Here is an 18,345-nt window from a genome sequence, read left to right as displayed (position 1 = left end):
GGAATTCGCAAGGCGTACACCGGATTCCACAGGAGGAACGATGGCGGAAGAAACCGAACGGGATCGTTGGGATCCGGGCGTACAGTCCTACGCGTCGATGGGATATTACGCGCCGGACTACGTGCCCGCCGATACCGATGTGCTCGCGGTGTTCCGGGTGACTCCGCAGCGGGGCGTCGATCCGATCGAGGCGGCGGCCGCTGTCGCCGGTGAATCCTCCACTGCGACTTGGACTGTCGTGTGGACCGACCGGCTCACCGCCCACTCGAAGTATCAGGCGAAGTGTTACCGGATCGACGAGGTGCCGGGCAGGCCCGGCGAGTACTTCGCCTACATCGCCTACGATCTGGATCTTTTCGAGGAAGGGTCGATCACCAACCTCACCTCCTCGATCATCGGTAATGTGTTCGGATTCAAACCGCTGCTCGCGCTGCGGCTCGAGGACATGCGTATTCCGGTGGCCTATGTCAAGACCTTCCAGGGCCCGCCGCACGGCACGGTGATGGAGCGCGAATATCTCAACAAATACGGCAGGCCGCTGCTGGGCGCGACGGTGAAACCGAAACTCGGTTTGTCCGCCCGGAATTACGGCCGGGTGATCTACGAGGCCTGCAAGGGGGGTCTCGACTTCACCAAGGACGACGAGAACATCAACTCCCAGCCGTTCATGCGCTGGCGCGACCGGTACCTGTTCGCGATGGAGGGCGTGAACCGGGCGATGGCCGAGACCGGCGAGATCAAGGGCCACTACCTCAATGTCACCGCTGCCTCCATGGAGGACATGTACGAGCGGGCCGAGTTCGCCAAGGAACTCGGGTCGGTGGTCATCATGATGGACCTCACCGTCGGCTACACCGCCATGCAGTCGATGTCGAAGTGGGCGCGGCGCAACGGGGTGCTGCTGCACCTGCACCGGGCGGGACACTCGACGTTCACCCGGCAGAAGACGCACGGCGTGAGCTTCCGCGTGCTGGCGAAGTGGTGCCGGCTGATCGGTGTGGACCATGTGCACGCCGGCACCGTGGTGGGCAAATTGGAAGGCGATCCGGCGACCACCCGCGGTTTCTACGACACGTTGCGGGAGAACCACATTCCGACCGACCTCGGCAACGGCATCTTCTTCGATCAGGACTGGGCGAGCCTGCCCGGTGTGATGCCGGTGGCCTCGGGTGGTATCCACGCCGGCCAGATGCATCAGCTGCTCGATCTGTTCGGTGACGACGTCATCCTGCAGTTCGGTGGCGGCACCATCGGCCATCCGCTCGGCATCGCGGCGGGCGCCGAGGCCAACCGGGTCGCGTTGGAAGCGGTCGTCAAGGCCCGCAACGAGGGTCGCGATCTGCTCAAGGAAGGCCCCGACGTGCTGCGCACGGCGGCCTCGACCTGTCGTCCGCTGGAGGTCGCGCTGTCGACCTGGGGTGATGTCACCTTCGATTACACGTCCACCGACGCACCCGACGCGGTGCCGACACCGAGCCTGTAGGGAGCACCATGTATCTGCGACACGGGACGTTCTCGTATCTGCCCGAGCTCACCGACGCCGAGATCGCGGCCCAGGTGCGCTACGCGCTGCTCAACAACTGGCCGGTCTCGATCGAGTACACCGACGACCCGCACCCACGCAACACCTATTGGGAGATGTGGGGGCTGCCACTGTTCGACCTCGACGAACCCGATGGGGTCATGGCCGAGATCAACGCCTGCCGGGCCACGTTCCCCCGGCACTACGTGCGGGTCACCGCCTACGACGCGACCTACACGAAACAGACGACGGCGCTGAGCTTTCTGGTGCAGCGCCCCGCGGAGGAGCCCGGTTTCGAGCTGGCGCGCACCGAGGGGCCGGATCGGCGCCAGATCTACAGCGTGCGGTCCTACGCCACCGGTCGTCCGCAGGGACAGCGGTATGGCGGCTGACGGGTCCGCTTCGGGATTCCGGTTGCCGCGGCCGGGCGTCGGTGACGCCCGGCCGTCGCGCCCGCCCGCCGAGGGCGCCACCGCGACCGAGGAACTGCTGAGCGAGGACGCGCTGTTGGATCTTTCCCTCGACCTGGCCGGGCACGACGTGGCCGAAACACTGGCCGCGCTCGACGCCGAGCTGATCGGCCTGGCGAATGTGAAGGAGCGGGTGCGCGAGATCGCCGCACTGCTGATGATCGACCGGGCGCGGCGGCGCTTCGGGCTCGAATCCTCGCGCCCGACCATGCACATGAGCTTCACCGGCGGGCCCGGCACCGGCAAGACGACGGTGGCGTTGCGGATGGCCCAGATGCTGCACGCGCTGGGCTACATCCGCAAACCCAAGGTGCACACGGTGACCCGCGACGACCTGGTCGGCCAGTTCATCGGCCACACCGCGCCCAAGACCAAGGAGGCGATCGCCAAGGCCGCGGGTGGGGTGCTGTTCATCGACGAGGCCTACTACCTGTTCCGGCCGGAGAACGAGCGCGACTACGGGCAGGAGGTCATCGAGATCCTGCTGCAGGAAATGGAGAGCGAGCGGGCGAACCTGGTCGTCATCTTCGCCGGCTACCCGGACCGGATGGACCGGTTCTTCTCCGCCAACCCGGGCCTGTCTTCGCGGGTGGCCCACCACCTGGAGTTCGCCGACTACACCCACGGTGAACTGATGGGCATCGCCGAACTGATGGTGGCGGGGGAGAACTTCCGGTTCGACGCGGCGGCCCACGTCGCGTTCGCGGAGTACCTGACCGTGCGGATGACCAAACCGCGATTCTCCAACGCGCGCAGCGTGCGCAACGCGATCGACCGGTGCCGGCTGCGGCAGGCCAAGCGGCTGGTCGAGGCGGCGCGACCGCTGTCGAGGACCGACCTGATCACACTGTGCGACCGGGACGTCTATGGCAGCAGCGTGTTCGACGAGACGGTGCAGGAGGTGGCCACGACGCCATGCCCAACGGATTGAAGACCCTCACCCGCTACACGATCGAGGAGGAACACCGTCATCCCGGTTCGTCGGGGGAGTTCTCGGCGCTGGTCAACGTGGTGGCCACGGCGACGAAGATCATCGCCAATCAGGTGACGCGCGGCGCGATCATCAGCTCGACCAGCGACGCGGAACCGTTGTCGGTCAGTGCCCGCCTCGACGTGCTGACCGATGAGATCATGGTGGCGCAGACCCAGTGGACGGGGCATCTGTCGGGGTTGCTGTCCGAGCAGCGCGCCACCGCGCTGCCGGTGCCGGCGACACAGCGGCGCGGGAAGTATCTGCTGGCCTACGACGCGCTGGACGGGTCGAGCAATATCGACGTGAATCTGCCGGTCGGTTCGATCTTCAGCATTCTGCGCGCGCCGCAGGCGGTGCTCGACGGGACGGCCGAACCGGTCGACGCCGATTTCCTGCAGCCGGGGGTGCGGCAGGTCTGTGCGGGGTTCACCCTGTACGGGCCCGCGACGATGCTGGTGCTCACCACCGGCAGCGGCGTGGACGGGTTCACCCTGGACCGCGAGATCGGCGCGTTCGTGCTGACCCATCCGCGCATGCGGATTCCCGAGGACACTTCAGGTTTCGCGATCAACGCCGCCAACGAGCGGTTCTGGGAGCGGCCGGTGCGCCGCTACGTGCAGGAGTGCCTGCAGGGGCTGGACGGGCCGCGGGGGCGTGATTTCAATATGCGCTGGGTCGCGTCGCTGGTGGCCGACACCTTCCACATCCTGACCAGGGGCGGGGTGTACCTCTATCCGCGCGACACCCGCAATCCGGCGCGGCCGGGGCGGGTGTCACTGCTGTACGGGGCGAATCCGATCGCCTTCATCGTCGAGCAGGCGGGCGGGGCGGCGACCACCGGGCACGACCGGGTGATGCTCGTGCCGCCGGCGGAGGTGCATCAGCGGGTGCCGTTCATCTTCGGCTCCCGCACCGAGGTTCTGCGCATCGAGCGCTATCACTCTGAGCCGGACGCGGGCCCGAGCTTCGACAGTTCGCTGTTCGGCACGCGGTCACTGTTCCGTCCGGCCAAGCACGACCAGCGCACTTAGGAGTCGCCCATGTCGGTCAAGCATCCCGTTGTCGCGATCACCGGGTCCTCCGGCGCGGGAACGACGAGTGTCACCCGTACGTTCGAGGAGATCTTCCGCCGCGAGGGGATCAGCGCGGTGGTGGTGGAAGGTGATTCGTTCCACCGGTTCGACCGCGCGGAAATGAAGATCGCGATGGCCGAGGCCGAGCAGCAACGCAATACGACGTTCTCCCATTTCGGCGAGGACGCCAATCTGCTGCCCGAATTGGAAGCGCTGTTCCGGGAATACGGCGAATCCGGCGTCGGGCAGGTCCGCAAATATCTGCACGACGACGAGGAGGCGAAACCGTACGGGCAGCCCGCGGGTACCTTCACCCCGTGGGAGGATCTGGCGCCCGGCAGTGACCTGCTGTTCTACGAGGGATTGCACGGAGCGGCGGTCACCGACGCCGTCGACGTCGCCCAATACACCGATCTGCTGGTGGGGGTGGTGCCGATCATCAATCTCGAGTGGATTCAGAAGGTGTACCGGGACAAGACCCATCGCGGGTATTCCAGTGAGGCGGTGATCGACACGATCTTGCGGCGGATGCCCGATTACGTGAAATACATCTGTCCGCAGTTCTCGCGGACCTATGTGAACTTCCAGCGGGTGCCGACCGTCGACACGTCGAATCCGTTCATCGCGCGCAGTATTCCGACTGCTGACGAGAGTTTCGTGGTGATCCGGTTCGCCGATCCGAAGGTGATCGACTTCCCGTATCTGCTGTCGATGCTGCACGATTCGTTCATGTCGCGGCCGAATTGCATCGTGGTGCCCGGCGGCAAGATGGAACTGGCCATGCAGCTGATCTTCACCCCGCTGATCCTGCGGCTGATGGACAAACGGCCCAAACGGCTCGTGTGAGGGCGGCCGCCGTCACCGGATGGCTACCGGGCTGTGGCGGTGGTACTCGGCGACAGCGGTGAAGGCGGCTTTGGGCTCCCAGTGCAGGTTCGGGTAGGTCCGGCCCGGGTGGTCGAGGACGGCGACGATGCCATAGCTGGCGAGGTCGAGGTCGTCGCGGGGGTCGCCGTCCGCGCGGTGCGGCATGTCGTAGAGAGCGAAGAGGAACACGAACGTCGTGTCGATGCCGCTGTCGTCGAACAACTCCAGCAGCTCGGCGAGATAGGCGGCCTGGCCTGCTTCGTCGCGGTCGACGTCGGCGGTGAGGCGGATCGGGCCGGGGTTGTACTCGACGATGTCGAGGCCGTTGGCGCCGACATCGCCGGCGCCGCGGAAGGTAGCGGCGCCGAATTCGGTGACGGCCACCGGCTTTCCCTGGGCGACGATGTCGCGGATGCCGTCGGCGAAGCGATCGGCCACCTCGGCGGAGCGATAGAGGTCCAGGGAGACCATATCGAACAGGTCCCAATCGACGCGCTCGAGCGGGATCGCGGCATAGGTCAGCGTGCCGCCGAACCGCTGGCGGATCAGCGGCACCGCGGTGTGGAAGAAGTCGTTGAGCCGGGCGCCGACCTGCAGTACCACCTTCGGGAGCGCGTCGGACGCGGTGAGGCCGGCGACTCGCTCGCGCACGGTGGCGCCGGCGAGGAAGCCGATGTTCATGATGCTGATCTCGGCGCCGGTGACGAAGACGACCTCGGCTCCGCGACGCCGGAGTCGCTCCGCGCGGTCGGCGCAGTCGAGCAGGAGCGCCACCATCTCCTCGGCGGTCTGTTCCAGCGGATAGGGCGAGAACCACACCTCCAGACCGAGGTCGGCGGCCAAGCCCGCAGCGATCTCGAGGCGGTCGGCGTCGCCGCCCACGAGCCGGACCGCGAGGACGCGATCCTGCGTGCCGCGGCGGCGGAGCTGAGCGAGGGCGGCTACGCCCGGCTGACCATGGACAAGGTCGCCCAGCGCGCGGGGACCAACAAGAACGCCCTCTACCGCCGCTGGCCGAATCGGCTCGCCCTCGGCATTGCGGCCTACCGGCTCCTGACGACCACCGTCGACATCCCCGACACCGGCGACCTGCGCGCCGACGCGCTGGAACTGCTGCGCCGAGCCAATCGGCACTGGAGTTCGGCACTCGGTGCGATCATGCGCGAACTACTCGCGGCGGCGGGCGGCGCCGCCGAACTGCTCGCCCAGCTGCCCGAACAGTCGGTCGACGCGACGGCGGCCACCTGGCTGACCGTGCTGGGCTTCGCGGTGGCGCGCGGTGAGGCGGCCCCGGAATGTCTGCATCCGCGAGTCGCCACCGTGGCGATCGTGCTGCTGCGCAACGAGTTCGTGCTGCGAGGCGTGCCGACCGCGCCCGACGACGTCCTCGTCGAGATCATCGACGAGGTGTATCTGCCGCTGGTCCGCCGGCGCGGTCGCGGGTGAGCGCGGTCAGTCGGGGAGCATCGGAACCGACAGGCCTTCCCCGGTGGTGAGCAGTGTGGCGCGGGTGACGGCGGCCGAGCCGAACCGGCGGCGCAGATCGTCGAGGGTCGCGTCGAGCGTGTTCTCGGCGCGGGGTTCCAGCGGGAGGGTCAACTGCATGGTGTCGGCGTCGTCGAGATTGGTCAGCGACAATCCGATGAGTGTGATTCCGCGTTCGGCGATCAGCGGCTGCGCGGTGTCGAGCAGCAGGCGGGCGGCGTGGCGCAGCGACACGGTGGCGTCGGTGGCCTCGACCAGGGTGTGTGAGCGGGTCGCGCGGGTGAAGTCGTCGAAGCGCAGTCGCAGGATGACGGTGCGGCACACGCGATCCGCGGCGCGCAGCCGTCGGCCCAGCCGGTCGGTGAGACCGTCGAGGTAGGCCGCGATCTCCTCCGGGGTGCGGTGGCGGCGGCCCAGCGCGCGCTGCGCACCGATCGAGCGCCTGCGCTTGCCGGTCTCCACCCGTCGCGGATCGCGGCCCCACGACAGCGCGAACAGATGCCGTGCCGCGCCCGGCCCGAGGATGGCGCGCAGATGCGGTTCACCGAGTTCGGCGAGCTGCCCGACCCGGGTGATGTTGTTCTCGTGCAGGGTCGCGGCGGTCACCGCGCCGACGCCCCAGAGTCGTTCCACCGGCAGCGGGTGCAGGAAGTCGAGCTCGCGGCCCGGCTCCACCAGCCGCAGCCCGTCGGGTTTGGCCACCGCGGAGGCGACTTTGGCGAGGAACTTGTTGCGGGCGATGCCGACGGAGATCGGCAGCCCGACCTCGCTGCTGATCCGGGCGCGCAGAGCACGGGCGATCTCGATCGGCTCGCCGCTGATCCGCCGCAACCCGCCCACGTCGAGGAAGGCTTCGTCGATCGAGATGCCCTCCACGATCGGGGTGGTGTCGTGGAAGACCGCGAACACCGCCTTACTCGCCGCGGCATAGGCCGACATCCGCGGCGGCACCACCACCGCGTGCGGACACAGGCGCAGTGCCTGTCCGGCGTTCATCGGTGTCCGGATGCCGAACGCCTTGGCCTCGTAGCTCGCGGCGAGCACCACCCCGCCGCCCACGATGACGGGCTTGCCCCGCAACCACGGCTGATCGCGTTGCTCGACCGAGGCGTAGAACGAATCCAGATCGGCGTGCAGGATCGACGCCTCGGCGCGGGTCTGGATGCGCTGGCGGCGGGGCGTAGCGGAGTCGGACACGAACATATGTTCGCATCGGGGTCCGACAGGTGGGGTTGCCGCGCGATAGCGGTCTCACCGAGCCTCACCCGGTAATGTGAAGCCGGTTTCGGCGAGTCGGCGATGATGAGGGAGACGGTAGGCGGTGCGTGGTTTCGGTGATCTCGAGGCGGTGCTGATGGACCGCCTCTGGGATCGCGATGTGGACTCGACCACCGTGCGCGAACTGTTCGACGAACTCGCCGCCGAACGCGATATCGCCTACACCACGGTCATGTCGACCATGGACAACCTGCATCGCAAGGGATGGCTGGCCAGGGAACGCGACGGTCGCGCCTACCGGTATTGGCCGACGATGACCCGCGAGGAACACAGCGCCCAGCTCATGCACGAGGCGCTCGGGATCGGCGGCCGGTCCGATCTCGTGCTGAGTCATTTCGTCGACCGGATCAGTGACGACGAATTCGCCGGATTGCGGGCCGCGTTACGCCGGGTCGCCACCCGGCGCGCGGAGGAGAACTAATGCTCGAAGTCGGGTGGGACCAGGTTTTCGCCTGGCGGTTGCGCAGGCAGTTCGTCGCCGAGCCCAGCACAAGCGGGGTCGAGACGATCGCTGCCCGGCTGGCCGGGGTGCAGGCGCAGGTCGCCTCGGCGGCGGAGACGGCCGTCGCGATCCGCAGCGGTGACGCGGCGCCGACCGCGGTGGCCGACGCGCTCGGCGCGGGCACGCTCGTCAAGACCTGGGCGATGCGCGGCACCCTGCACGCGATGGTCCCCGACCAGGCCGCGGCAGCGCTGTCGCTGATCGGCGCGGCGCGCACGTGGGAGAAGCCCTCGTGGCAGAAGACCTTCGGCGCCACCCCCGAGCAGGTGGCGGCGCTGGTGGAGGTGGTCTCCGCGGTCCTGGCCGACCGGGTCCTCACCCGGGAGGAACTCGTCGACGCCGTGCTCGCCGAGCCCGGCTTCGCCCACCTCGGCGAGCAGCTGCGCTCCGGCTGGGGCGCGGTGCTCAAGCCGCTGGCCTGGCAGGGTGCGCTGTGCCATGGTCCCGCACGCGGGACGAAGATCACCTTCACCAGTCCCGGGCATCTGGTCCCCGGTTGGACCGGCGTTCCCGACCCCGAACTCGCCGCGCCGACCCTGATCAGTGCCTACCTCGGCGCGTACGGTCCGGCGACGCCGGAGGTCTTCGATGCCTGGCTCAGCCGCAACAGCCTGCGCAAGACCGTGGTCCGCGGTTGGTTCGCCGCGCTGGGCGACGCGCTGACCGAGGTCGACGTCGAGGGCCGCCGCGGCTGGATCCCGACCGAACTCGCCGACGAACTGGCCGATACGCGCCTCGACGGCGCCGTTCACCTGCTCGGGCCTTTCGATCAGTACGTCCTGGGTCCCGGCACCGCCGATACCGCGCTGCTGCCGGCCGAGCATCGGGCGAAGGTCAGTCGCACGGCCGGTTGGATCTCGCCGCTGGTCGTGGTCGACGGGCGGGTCGCGGGGACCTGGGATCGCGTCGACGGCGAGGTCGTGGTGTCGATGTTCGACGGTGGACAGCTGCCCGCGCGGGCGCTGTCGTCGGCGGTGGCGGCGGTGCGAGAGGGCTGATCAGAGGCCGGATTTCGGATAATCCGGACACCGAACCAAGCGCTTGCTACGCTCGCGCGATGATCCCCACGATCGTCTGGGGCACCGGCAACGTAGGCCGAGCGGCCCTGCGTGCCGTGGCTGCCCACCCGGCGCTGGAACTCACGGGGGTGCTGGTGCACAACCCCGACAAGGTCGGGCGTGACGCCGGTACGCTCGCCGGACTCGACTACGGGCTGGGGGTGGCGGCCACCGACGACATCGACGCGCTGCTGGCCACCGGGCCGCGCGCGGTCGTCTACGCCGCCTCCGGCGATATCCGTCCCGACGAGGCCCTCGCCGACATCGTGCGCGCGATCCGCGCCGGTGCCGTCGTCGTCACGCCGGCCCTCTATGCCCTCTACGACCCGCGCAACGCACCCGCCGAGCTGCGTGACCCGGTGCTGGCCGCGATCGCCGAGGGTGGCGGTTCGCTGTTCGTCTCCGGCGTCGATCCCGGCTGGGGCAACGATGTGCTGCCGCTGTTGATCAGCGGGCTCTCGAGCACCGTCGAGGTGGTGCGCTGCCAGGAGATCTTCGACTACTCCACCTACGACCAGCCCGACTCGGTGCGTTATCTGGTCGGCATGGGACAGCCGATGGACTACCAGCCGCCGATGCTGCTGCCCTCGGTGCCCACCATGGTCTGGGGCGGGCAGGTCCGGCTCATGGCCAGGGCGCTGGGGGTGGAACTCGACGAGATCCGCGAGACGCTGGACCGGCGTGCACTCGATGCGACGGTGCAGACCGTGCAGATGGGCGACTTCGATGCGGGCACCCAGGGCGCGGTGCGCTTCGAAGTGCAGGGCATCGTCGACGGGGAGCCACGCATCGTCATCGAGCACGTCACCCGGATCCATCCCAGCTGCGCACCGGACTGGCCCACACCGCCCGACGGCGTCGGCGCGCACCGCGTGATCATCGAGGGCACACCCCGCATCGAGGTCAGCGTCGAAGCCGCCGACGAGGGTGGCAACCGATCGGCGGGCGGCAACGCCACGGCGGTGGGCCGCTTGGTGAACGCCATCGACTGGCTGGTCGAGGCCGAACCCGGCCTCTACGACGCACTCGATGTGCCGCTGCGGGCAGCGGTCGGCAAACTCGGAAGGAAAACACCATGATCATCGACATTCCCGAAGGCAAGGACCCGATCGGCTACGTCTGGGGCGAGATGGTTCCCGGGATCGGTGTCGCCGCCGCTGCGTTCTCGCTGTCGGTCTACGAGCACTCGACCCTGGGGCTGCGCGAGTTCGAGGCGGCCAGGCTGCGGATCGCGCAGATCAACGGGTGCCTGTTCTGTCAGGACTGGCGCACCGAACGCGACGGGCAGAAGGTCGAGGCCGAGTTCGCCGACGCCGTCACGAACTGGCGCACCACCGAACTGTTCGACGAGCGCGCTCGGCTCGCCGCCGAATACGCCGAGCGCTACGCCACCGACCACCACAGCCTCGACGACGAGTTCTGGGCCAGGATGTTCGAGCACTACACCCAGACCGAGGTGGTCGAGCTCAGCATGAGCATCGGGTCGTGGCTGGCCTTCGGCCGACTCAACCGGGTTCTCGGCCTGGACACCGTCTGCGTGCTGCCCGGCCACTGACCGAGGCGCAGTAGGCTGCGGGCCGTGGTGGACTCTCCGGTACAGCAGCTGATCGACACCGTGGCCTGGGTACTGATCGACGACGGGCGCATCCTGTGCGCGCGCCCCCGGGGCAAGGACGTCTTCTTCATCCCCGGTGGGAAACGCGAGGGCGCCGAAACCGATGTGGAGACGCTGGTGCGTGAGGTCGCCGAGGAGCTGAGCGTGGATCTGGCGCCGGAGAGCGCGGCCCATGTCGGCACCTACGAGGCCGCGATCTCCGATGGTCATCCCACCGTCGTGCGGATGGCTTGTTACACCGCCGACTATCGCGGTGTTCTCACCGCCAGCAGCGAGATCGAGGCACTGGCGTGGTTCGGCTATCGCGATCGTGACCTGGTGCCGCCGGTCGACCAATTGCTCTTCGACGACTTGGCGGCAGCGGGTTCGCTACGGTGAGCGCGCTCGGGCGGACGATCATCTACGCGCTGCTCGCGCTGCCCCTGGCCGTGTCACCGGTGCGGACCCGGCTCCGGGTGCCGCGCCTGCTCCTGCACGAACCCGTTTCCGCCCGGCGGGTCTCGGCGCTGCGCTGTGTGGTCCACTCCGTCCTGTCCGCAGGGGCCGGCGTGGTCGCCTGGTTTCTCACCCTGCTCGCCGGTCTGGTCCTGGTCCGCGGCCTCGCCTACCCGCTGGTCGCCGCGAACGCCTACGAAACCTCGTGGGGCGGGCCCACACTCGCCGGAGCCTGGGCCGTGCACGCCGCACTCGGCCTGCTGCTGGCTCCGGCCTTCCTCGGTGTCGTGGCTCTGCTCGGCCGCCTCGAATTACGGCTGACCCGCACCGTCCTCGGCCGCGACGGAACCTGGTGGACCATCCCGATCAGCCTCGCCCTCACCGCCGCGGGCGCGGTGTTCTTCGTCGCCTGGACCCACCAGATCTGATCGCGCTCAGGCGAATTCGCGGTCTCGTGGTGCGTCCTCGGGCATCATCACCGGATAGCGCACCAGCCGAAACCCGGTGACCGTGATGTCCCTGACGTGCGTGAAGTCCGACCACAGCAGCTTGCCGCCGCGCATCGGCCGCACCCGGCGGCGCACCTCGTCCAGTTCGTCGGCGGTCGCCGGGCGCCTGGCGCCGCCGATCGCGAGGTTGCCGCGTCTCGGTGCGGGCAGCAGGATCAGGTATCGCGCCGCTGCGCGGAGCCGCGACCCCGTTCTCGGTTCGACCTCGACCGGGAGCCGGTCCGCCTATCCGTGCGGTGCCGGTTCCAGCTCGGTGTCCTGCTTGGTCTCGGTCGGGTTCGTGGTGGGGCGGATGCCGAGGCCGATCAGGCCGGCCAGGACCGCGACTGCCGCGGTCACGTACCAGGCGCGGTGGAAGGCGTCGAGTGTGGCGGCGGGTGTCTCGGGGGAGCCGAGCAAGGCGACCAGGAGGGCGACGCCGACCGCGAGGCCGAGCTGGCGGGACATGCTCAGGACGGCCGACCCCGTCGCGAAGCGATGCGGGGCGAGGGTTCCCGCGCCCGCGGCGAAGGCGGTGGGCAGGGTGAGGCCGACGCCCAGGCCGGTCAGCAGCATTCCGCCGAGCAGTCCGGACGGGTAGTCCGGTGTCAGCTCGGCTGCCCGCGCCCACCACAGCAGTCCGCCGCCGAAGGCCAGCCCGCCGGCGGCGATCACCGGGCCCGCACCGACGCGGCCGATGATCCGGCCCGCCGCGATCGCGACGAACGGGACGAGCAGCGGCCCCGGCGCGATCGCGAGCCCGGTCCGCAGTGCCGACCAGCCCCACACGTTCTGCGCCCACAGTGTCACCGACAGCAACATGCCCGCGAACGCGATCTGGAACACGAGTGAATTGGCGCTCGCCAGCGTGAAATTCGGAGCGTGCAGCAGTGCCGGGTCCACCACCGGACTGTGGTGCCGCGCCGAGGACACGGCGAATACCCCACCGAGGACGGCCGCCACCGCGAACGCGGCCAGCACTCCCGTCGACGTCCACCCCCACTCCGGGCCCTGCACCACGGCCAGGATGAACGACCCGACGGCGCCGATCAGCGTCACCGCGCCCAGCAGATCGGGCAGCGGGCCGCGCTCGGCGGCCGGGCGCGGCAGCGTGCGCGCACCGACCGCCAGGGCGGCCAGCCCGATCGGCACGTTCACCAGAAACACCCAGCGCCAATCGAGTTCGACGAGCAACCCACCGATCACCGGCCCCAGCGCGGCACCGAGACCACCGAACGCGACCCACAACCGCACCGCGCCCGCGCGCCGCTCGGGTGGTGTCGCGGCCAGCACCAGGGCCAGCGAAGACGGTGTCAGCAGCGCGCACCCGACGGCCTGGACGACGCGGAACCCGACGAGCGAGCCCACATCCCAGGCCACCGCGCACAGCGCCGAACCCGCGACGAAGACCGCGAGGCCGATCAGGAAGGTCGCGCGATTGCCGTTGCGGTCGCCGAGGCGGCCTGCGGGCACGAGCAGCGCGGCGAAGACGATCGCGTAGAGGTTGAGCACCCAGGACAGCCCGGTGAGCCCGGCGCCGAAATCGGTGGCCATGGCGGGCAGGGCGACATTGACGATGAACAGGTCCAGGCTCGACAGCAGGACGCCGGTGGAGACGACGGCGAGCACCACCCGGGGATCGGTGGGGCGCGCGGTGGCAACGGAATTCATGCGGAAGCTCTCGATCAGCCGAGGACGCGGCGGGTTTGGCGGGCGGTGGCGAGCAGGACTCCGTCGCGGTCCCAGATGTCGGTGTCGTCGACCGTCCAGCCGTCGCCGGCGCTGACCGCGGCGGCACCCACCAGTACGGGAGCCTCGGCGCGGCGGGCGGTGTCGGTGTGCAGTTGCAGCGACAGGGTGACGGTGGGCACCGCCACCGGGGCGGTGAGCAGTGGGAACAGTCCGGGCGGGAGCGCGTCGGCGAGCACGGCCAGGCTCGGCGCGTCCAGCGGCAGGGCGGGATCGAGCGCGATCCAGGCGCACATCATCGCCTCGTCGGCGCCGCTGAGCGGTAGCGGGCCCGCGGCGGGCCGGATGACGAAATGCGCACCGACCGGGACGATCTGCGGCGGCAACTGGAACAGCGCGCACTCCTGCGGGGCCGCGACGGTGGGTGCGGGCCGGGCGGAGTGGGCGGCGATCGCGGTCGTGCTCGCCGCGCCGAGGGTGATCGAGGCCGCGGCGACGGCCACGCCGTTCTGCTCGGCGACCACGTCGAGGATCGTCGTGCTGCGCCCGACGACGTGCTCGGTCGTGCGCAGGGTGAACGCGCCGGTCGCGGGCCTGCCGAGGAAGCGGATCTCGGCGGCGCGCACGGGCTGGTCGCGGGTGCTCGCGCGCTGGGCGGTCTCGATCAGCAGTCCGGCGAGCGCGCCACCGTGCGGGCCGGTCCAGCCCCGCCAGGAATCGTCGACGACGGCGTGCCAACGCCCCGATTCGGCGGCGGTGAGGGCGAATTCCGCACCCAACCGCCCAGTGAGTTTCATCATGAAACTTACGGTAGATGGGTGAGTTCTATGACGCAACCCACTAGACTCGGGGTATGCGCCGCACCAGTTTCGAGGACATGAACTGCTCCCTGGCCCAATGCCTGGAGGTGGTCGGGGAGTGGTGGACGCTGCTGATCGTGCGTGACGCCCTGTTCGGGGTGACTCGTTTCGACGAGTTCCGCGACCGGCTCGGTATCGCCCGCAACGTGCTCACCCAACGCCTCGACGGCCTGGTCGAACACGGGATCATGACCAAGGAGCCCTATCAGGACAACCCGGTCCGCTACGACTACCTGCTCACCCCCAAGGGGCGCTCGCTGTGGCAGGTCGTCACCGCGATGCGGCAGTGGGGCGACGAATGGGCCGCGCCCGACGGCGCGCCGGTCGTGGCCGTGCATCGCGCCTGCGGTCACGTCGCCACCGTCGAACCGGTGTGCTCGCACTGCGGCGAGCGGGTGATCGGCCGGGATCTGACGCCGGTCGACGGGCCCGGAGCCGGTCCGGTGTCGCTGCTGCCGACGCGCTGACCACGCCGGGGCGGGTTCGGCCGCGGCCCGCGGAGCGCGTGCGTACCGGGCGACGCCACTGTGAAGTGTGCCAAGGTGTGCGCGGTGTGGCGAGGAGTCCGCTAGCCTGCCGGGTGTCCGTTCCCCGAACGAAGGTGATCGAAAAGTGACTTCCGTGGTCGATGCCCCTGATATCGCGTCGAAGGTTGGGCATTACTACCGGGTCGACGACGTCTACGAGGTCGGCCGCGAGAAGATCCGCGAATATGCCCGCGCGGTACAGGATTTCCACCCCGCGCACTGGGACGAGGACGCGGCGCTCGCGCTAGGCTATCCGGGCCTGGTCGCGCCGCTGACCTTCGTCTCCATCCCGGCCATGGCCGCCAACCGGCCGCTGTTCGAGTCGGTCGTCGTCGGCTACGACATGTTCGTGCAGACCGAGCAGGTCTTCGAACAGCACAAGCCGATCGTCGCCGGTGACCGGCTGGTCGTCGACGTCGAACTGTCGTCGGTGCGCCGGATCGCGGGCAAGGACCTGATCACCGTCACCAACACCTTCGCCGACGAATCCGGCGAGACGGTGCACATCATGCACACCACGGTCGTCGGCATCACCGGCGAGGGCGTCGATCCCGAGATCACCAGCGCGGTGGAGAACGTGATGGTCCACGGCGTCAAGGTGTTCGGCAACAGCGACGCCTCGGCCCAGGAGCCGGTCGAGACCACCCTGCGCCCGGAAGGCGAGCTCCGGCTCTCGGTCGCCGGCGCGGCCCGCGTCCCCAGCACGACACTGGCGTTCGAGGAACTCACCGTCGGTGCCGAGCTGCCGCTGCGCGACGCGCACCTCTCGCGCGGTGACCTCGTCAACTACGCGGGCGTCTCCGGCGACAACAACCCGATCCACTGGGACGAGAGCATCGCCCGCCTCGCCGGCCTGCCCAACGTGATCGCACACGGCATGCTCACCATGGGTCTGGGCGCCGGTTTCGTCTCGACCTGGTCCGGCGATCCGGGCGCGGTGACCCGTTACGGCGTGCGGCTGTCGAACTACACCATCGTCGACTTCCAGAGCGGCGGCGGGGTGGAGTTCACCGGGCGGGTGAAGTCGCTCGACGCCGACACCAAGACCGCGGTGATCGCGATCGTCGCCAAGTCCGGTGGCCGCAAGATCTTCGGCCTGGCCACCACCACCCTGCGCGTCCGCTGATCCGATCGTGGTGAACCCGGACGGCCGGGTTCACCACGACGGGCGCATCAGCCGGACACGCCGATCCGGGCGTCCGCGGGGTCGGCCACGTCCTGCTCGACCACGACCGGGCCGACCCGCACCCAGGTGTTGTTGACCGCCGCGGTCCCGGTCAGCGGGTCGGCGCGGGACGGATCGTGCAGCAGATTGACGTTGACGCCCGGCTGCGCGGCGGCCACCTGCCAGCCGACGCCGGGTTCCTGATGGCCCCAGCCGTGCGGGATGGCGACCACGCCGGGGCGGATGTCGTCACTGACCTCCACGGGCACGACGATCGTCCCGACCGGCGACTCGACGCGCGCCGGATCACCGTCGCGCAGACCACGGGCGGTGGCGTCGTCGGGGTGGACCAACACGGTGCACCGGTCGCGGCCCTTCATCATGGACGGGATGTTGTGCAGCCAGGAGTTGTTGCTGCGCAGGTGGCGTCGGCCGATCAGTTGCAGGTCGTAGCCGTCGGTCGCCGCGGTGACGGTCTCGTCGAGGACGGTGCGGAGCGCGGCGAGGAAATCCGGCGGCGTCAGGTGCACTTTGCGGTCCTCGGTTCCGATCAGCTCGCGCAAGCGCGGCACCAACGGCCCCAGATCGACACCGCCTGCGGCGGCACGAATCCTGTTGACCGTCAATCCCTTCCGGCCCTTGCGCAGGATGCCGTGCGGTCCGGTGGCGATGGCGGCGGCGCTCAATCGCAGTGGGCTGAGCTGTTCGAGCACGGCGGTGAGCGCGCGGCCGGTGACCCACCGTGCGGGCAGCGGCACCACCTCGGCGAGCAGGCGGGCCAGGATCTGCCAGTCCTCGAGTCCGTCGGCGGGCGGCTCGAACACGTGGGCGTCGAAGCGCGCGTTGTTGCGGACACTGAACACCGGGAACAGCAGGTTGAGATCCTCGCGTTCCAGCGGCGAGACCGGCGGCAGGATGATGTCGGCGTGGCGGGTGGTCTCGGTGATGTACATGTCGACGGCGACATAGAAGTCCAGTGAGTCCAGGGCCTCGTCGAGGCGGCCGCCCTGGGGTGTGGACAGCACCGGGTTGCCCGCGTAGGTGATCATCGCCCGGATCCGGTCCGGGCCGTCGGCGAGGATGTCCTCGGCCAGCACCGACACCGGCAGCTCGCCGCGGAAGGATTTCCGGGTGCCGGAGCGGTCGGTCCACGCGCCGTAGCCCATCGGCAGGTATTTGCCGTAGCGGGCGACGTCGACCGGCGGGGTCGCGAACATCTGCCCGCCCGCGCGATCGAGATTGCCGGTGACGGCGTTGATCGTGTTCACCAGCCAATGGGTCAGCGCGCCGGTGGTCTGCAAGCAGACACCGATGCGCGCGTACAGCACCGCCGAGGGTGCCGCGGCGTGGTCGCGGGCCAGGCGCCGGATGGTGTCGGCGTCGACGCCCGCGTGCGGTGCCATCCGGTCCGGGGTCGTGTCCGCGACCAGGTCGGTGAGCTGGTCCCAGCCCGCGCACTGCGCGCGGACCACCCGCTCGTCACACAGCCCCTCGGTGACCAGCACGTGCAGCATCCCCAGCAGCAGGTAGAGGTCGCCGCCGGGCCGCACCGCGACGTGCTCGTCGGCCAGCCGGGCGGTCTCGGTGCGCCGCGGATCGATGACCACGACGGTGCCGCCGCGTTTGCGCACATCCCGGATGCGCAGCTTCGCGCCGGGCATGGTGGTGATCGACCCGTTGGACACCGCCGGGTTGGCACCGAGCACCACCAGCCGGTCGGTGCGGTCGATATCGGCGATCGGCATCAGCACATTGGCGCCGAACATCCGCCAGGCGACGAATTCCTGCGGGAACTGGTCGATGGAGGACGCGGAGAAGAAGTTGCGGGTCGCCAGCGCGGTCCGCAACGCGATGCCGTAGATCACCGAGGAGCTGTGGGCGGCGGGATTACCCATGTACATCCCGATCGCGCTGGGACCGTGGGCCGCGCGCACCGCCCGCAAGCGCTGTCCGATCTCGCGGAACGCCTCGTCCCAGCCGATCGGTTCGAAGGTGCCGCCGACGCGCCGGACGGGGGTGCGCAATCGGTCGGGATCGTGGTGCAGGCCGCCCATGGCGGTCGCCTTGGGACAGATGTAGCCCTTCGACAGTACGTCGTCGGGATTGCCCTCGATCCGCGTGACCTGCTCGTCTCGCACCGTCACCAGAATTCCGCAGTGTGCCTCGCACAGTGTGCACTGCCTCGCGATGGTCTTGCTGTTCACAGCTTCCCCGCCTTTCGCCGAACCGCTCGATCCACGCTAACCCGGCCGCAGCCCCCGCAGATCCGTCTACGGGCGGAAATTTCCGAGTGGTCACAGGTGGGTGGGCGTCGGCCTCGTGCGTTCGACTCGAATCA

Annotated in this window: 20 protein-coding genes; 14 read left to right on the top strand and 6 right to left on the bottom strand. The window is 69.3% G+C overall.

Annotated features, from left to right (window positions below):
* Positions 1–40 precede the first annotated feature (40 nt).
* From V8688_RS00535 to V8688_RS00515, 5 genes are read left to right on the top strand one after another with little or no spacing between them, the layout of a single operon-like run.
* Positions 41–1,483, top strand: coding sequence for a form I ribulose bisphosphate carboxylase large subunit (locus tag V8688_RS00535; protein ID WP_218720165.1), 1,443 nt, complete (start codon positions 41–43; stop codon positions 1,481–1,483).
* 8 nt (positions 1,484–1,491) lie between these two features.
* On the top strand, positions 1,492–1,914 hold the full coding sequence (locus V8688_RS00530; protein ID WP_218720166.1) for a ribulose bisphosphate carboxylase small subunit: 423 nt from the start codon (positions 1,492–1,494) through the stop codon (positions 1,912–1,914).
* Positions 1,904–2,923, top strand: a complete 1,020-nt coding sequence (locus tag V8688_RS00525) for an AAA family ATPase (protein WP_218720167.1) — start codon at positions 1,904–1,906, stop codon at positions 2,921–2,923. Before V8688_RS00530 ends, V8688_RS00525 begins: the two co-directional genes overlap by 11 nt.
* Positions 2,908–3,996, top strand: coding sequence for a class 1 fructose-bisphosphatase (locus V8688_RS00520; RefSeq protein WP_218720168.1), 1,089 nt, complete (start codon positions 2,908–2,910; stop codon positions 3,994–3,996). Before V8688_RS00525 ends, V8688_RS00520 begins: the two co-directional genes overlap by 16 nt.
* Before the next feature lie 9 nt (positions 3,997–4,005).
* Positions 4,006–4,884: a phosphoribulokinase gene (locus V8688_RS00515; RefSeq protein WP_218720169.1), complete on the top strand. Its 879-nt coding sequence runs from the start codon at positions 4,006–4,008 to the stop codon at positions 4,882–4,884.
* Between the two features lie 12 nt (positions 4,885–4,896).
* Here the strand turns inward: V8688_RS00515 and V8688_RS00510 are convergent, their stop codons facing one another.
* On the bottom strand, positions 4,897–5,787 hold the full coding sequence (locus tag V8688_RS00510) for a hypothetical protein (protein ID WP_342799880.1): 891 nt from the start codon (positions 5,785–5,787) through the stop codon (positions 4,897–4,899).
* A gap of 75 nt (positions 5,788–5,862) precedes the next feature.
* Between V8688_RS00510 and V8688_RS00505 the strand changes: the two genes are divergently transcribed.
* Positions 5,863–6,351: a TetR-like C-terminal domain-containing protein gene (locus tag V8688_RS00505; protein WP_255588261.1), complete on the top strand. Its 489-nt coding sequence runs from the start codon at positions 5,863–5,865 to the stop codon at positions 6,349–6,351.
* Between the two features lie 6 nt (positions 6,352–6,357).
* Here V8688_RS00505 and dinB read toward each other — a convergent pair whose 3' ends face one another.
* Positions 6,358–7,593: a DNA polymerase IV gene (gene dinB, locus V8688_RS00500; protein ID WP_218720171.1), complete on the bottom strand. Its 1,236-nt coding sequence runs from the start codon at positions 7,591–7,593 to the stop codon at positions 6,358–6,360.
* 118 nt (positions 7,594–7,711) lie between these two features.
* On the opposite strand from dinB, the gene V8688_RS00495 reads away from it, so the two are divergent.
* From V8688_RS00495 to V8688_RS00470, 6 genes are read left to right on the top strand one after another with little or no spacing between them, the layout of a single operon-like run.
* Positions 7,712–8,089 (top strand): BlaI/MecI/CopY family transcriptional regulator, encoded by a 378-nt coding sequence (locus V8688_RS00495; protein ID WP_308248596.1) that lies wholly within the window; start codon positions 7,712–7,714, stop codon positions 8,087–8,089.
* A complete protein-coding gene (locus V8688_RS00490; RefSeq protein ID WP_342799879.1) occupies positions 8,089–9,168 on the top strand; it encodes a winged helix DNA-binding domain-containing protein in 1,080 nt (359 codons plus the stop codon). The genes V8688_RS00495 and V8688_RS00490 overlap by 1 nt, the downstream gene beginning before the upstream one ends.
* A 59-nt stretch (positions 9,169–9,227) precedes the next feature.
* Positions 9,228–10,307 carry a dihydrodipicolinate reductase gene (locus tag V8688_RS00485; RefSeq protein ID WP_218720173.1) on the top strand — a complete coding sequence of 360 codons (1,080 nt, stop codon included), beginning with the start codon at positions 9,228–9,230 and terminating at the stop codon, positions 10,305–10,307.
* The gene (locus V8688_RS00480) at positions 10,304–10,783 is read left to right on the top strand and encodes a carboxymuconolactone decarboxylase family protein (RefSeq protein ID WP_218720174.1); all 480 of its coding nucleotides are present in this window, start codon (positions 10,304–10,306) and stop codon (positions 10,781–10,783) included. The genes V8688_RS00485 and V8688_RS00480 overlap by 4 nt, the downstream gene beginning before the upstream one ends.
* 24 nt (positions 10,784–10,807) lie before the next feature.
* Positions 10,808–11,221 carry an NUDIX domain-containing protein gene (locus tag V8688_RS00475; protein ID WP_342799878.1) on the top strand — a complete coding sequence of 138 codons (414 nt, stop codon included), beginning with the start codon at positions 10,808–10,810 and terminating at the stop codon, positions 11,219–11,221.
* Positions 11,218–11,706, top strand: a complete 489-nt coding sequence (locus V8688_RS00470) for a hypothetical protein (protein WP_218720176.1) — start codon at positions 11,218–11,220, stop codon at positions 11,704–11,706. The genes V8688_RS00475 and V8688_RS00470 overlap by 4 nt, the downstream gene beginning before the upstream one ends.
* 6 nt (positions 11,707–11,712) lie before the next feature.
* Here the strand turns inward: V8688_RS00470 and V8688_RS00465 are convergent, their stop codons facing one another.
* The 3 genes from V8688_RS00465 to V8688_RS00455 form a co-directional block, all read right to left on the bottom strand.
* Positions 11,713–11,850 (bottom strand): hypothetical protein, encoded by a 138-nt coding sequence (locus V8688_RS00465; RefSeq protein WP_342799877.1) that lies wholly within the window; start codon positions 11,848–11,850, stop codon positions 11,713–11,715.
* Between the two features lie 162 nt (positions 11,851–12,012).
* A complete protein-coding gene (locus tag V8688_RS00460) occupies positions 12,013–13,437 on the bottom strand; it encodes an MFS transporter (RefSeq protein ID WP_342799876.1) in 1,425 nt (474 codons plus the stop codon).
* A 14-nt stretch (positions 13,438–13,451) separates the two neighbouring features.
* Positions 13,452–14,255 carry a thioesterase family protein gene (locus V8688_RS00455; protein WP_342799875.1) on the bottom strand — a complete coding sequence of 268 codons (804 nt, stop codon included), beginning with the start codon at positions 14,253–14,255 and terminating at the stop codon, positions 13,452–13,454.
* Between the two features lie 53 nt (positions 14,256–14,308).
* Between V8688_RS00455 and V8688_RS00450 the strand changes: the two genes are divergently transcribed.
* Together V8688_RS00450 and V8688_RS00445 are read left to right on the top strand one after the other, a co-directional pair.
* Positions 14,309–14,782, top strand: coding sequence for a helix-turn-helix domain-containing protein (locus V8688_RS00450; protein ID WP_342799874.1), 474 nt, complete (start codon positions 14,309–14,311; stop codon positions 14,780–14,782).
* Positions 14,783–14,927: 145 nt separating this feature from the next.
* Positions 14,928–15,968, top strand: coding sequence for a fused (3R)-hydroxyacyl-ACP dehydratase subunits HadA/HadB (locus tag V8688_RS00445; RefSeq protein ID WP_342799873.1), 1,041 nt, complete (start codon positions 14,928–14,930; stop codon positions 15,966–15,968).
* A gap of 47 nt (positions 15,969–16,015) precedes the next feature.
* On the opposite strand, the gene V8688_RS00440 is transcribed toward V8688_RS00445, so the two are convergent.
* Positions 16,016–18,211, bottom strand: a complete 2,196-nt coding sequence (locus tag V8688_RS00440) for a molybdopterin oxidoreductase family protein (RefSeq protein WP_342799872.1) — start codon at positions 18,209–18,211, stop codon at positions 16,016–16,018.
* Positions 18,212–18,345: the final 134 nt, after the last annotated feature.

This window comes from Nocardia sp. No.11, from assembly GCF_038752175.1.
GTDB lineage: Bacteria > Actinomycetota > Actinomycetes > Mycobacteriales > Mycobacteriaceae > Nocardia > Nocardia canadensis.
The sequence above is the reverse complement of the archived record's forward strand: the minus strand, read 5'-3'. Positions and strand labels throughout refer to the sequence as shown.

Coding starts and splice junctions, on each gene's coding strand:
- V8688_RS00515 (WP_218720169.1), top strand. CDS start 4,006: ATGTCGGTCAAGCATCCCGTTGTCGCGATCACCGGGTCCTCCGGCGCG.
- V8688_RS00535 (WP_218720165.1), top strand. CDS start 41: ATGGCGGAAGAAACCGAACGGGATCGTTGGGATCCGGGCGTACAGTCC.
- V8688_RS00490 (WP_342799879.1), top strand. CDS start 8,089: ATGCTCGAAGTCGGGTGGGACCAGGTTTTCGCCTGGCGGTTGCGCAGG.
- V8688_RS00520 (WP_218720168.1), top strand. CDS start 2,908: ATGCCCAACGGATTGAAGACCCTCACCCGCTACACGATCGAGGAGGAA.
- V8688_RS00455 (WP_342799875.1), bottom strand. CDS start 14,255: ATGATGAAACTCACTGGGCGGTTGGGTGCGGAATTCGCCCTCACCGCC.
- V8688_RS00460 (WP_342799876.1), bottom strand. CDS start 13,437: ATGAATTCCGTTGCCACCGCGCGCCCCACCGATCCCCGGGTGGTGCTC.
- V8688_RS00485 (WP_218720173.1), top strand. CDS start 9,228: ATGATCCCCACGATCGTCTGGGGCACCGGCAACGTAGGCCGAGCGGCC.
- V8688_RS00480 (WP_218720174.1), top strand. CDS start 10,304: ATGATCATCGACATTCCCGAAGGCAAGGACCCGATCGGCTACGTCTGG.
- V8688_RS00450 (WP_342799874.1), top strand. CDS start 14,309: ATGCGCCGCACCAGTTTCGAGGACATGAACTGCTCCCTGGCCCAATGC.
- dinB (WP_218720171.1), bottom strand. CDS start 7,593: ATGTTCGTGTCCGACTCCGCTACGCCCCGCCGCCAGCGCATCCAGACC.
- V8688_RS00505 (WP_255588261.1), top strand. CDS start 5,863: ATGGACAAGGTCGCCCAGCGCGCGGGGACCAACAAGAACGCCCTCTAC.
- V8688_RS00525 (WP_218720167.1), top strand. CDS start 1,904: ATGGCGGCTGACGGGTCCGCTTCGGGATTCCGGTTGCCGCGGCCGGGC.
- V8688_RS00530 (WP_218720166.1), top strand. CDS start 1,492: ATGTATCTGCGACACGGGACGTTCTCGTATCTGCCCGAGCTCACCGAC.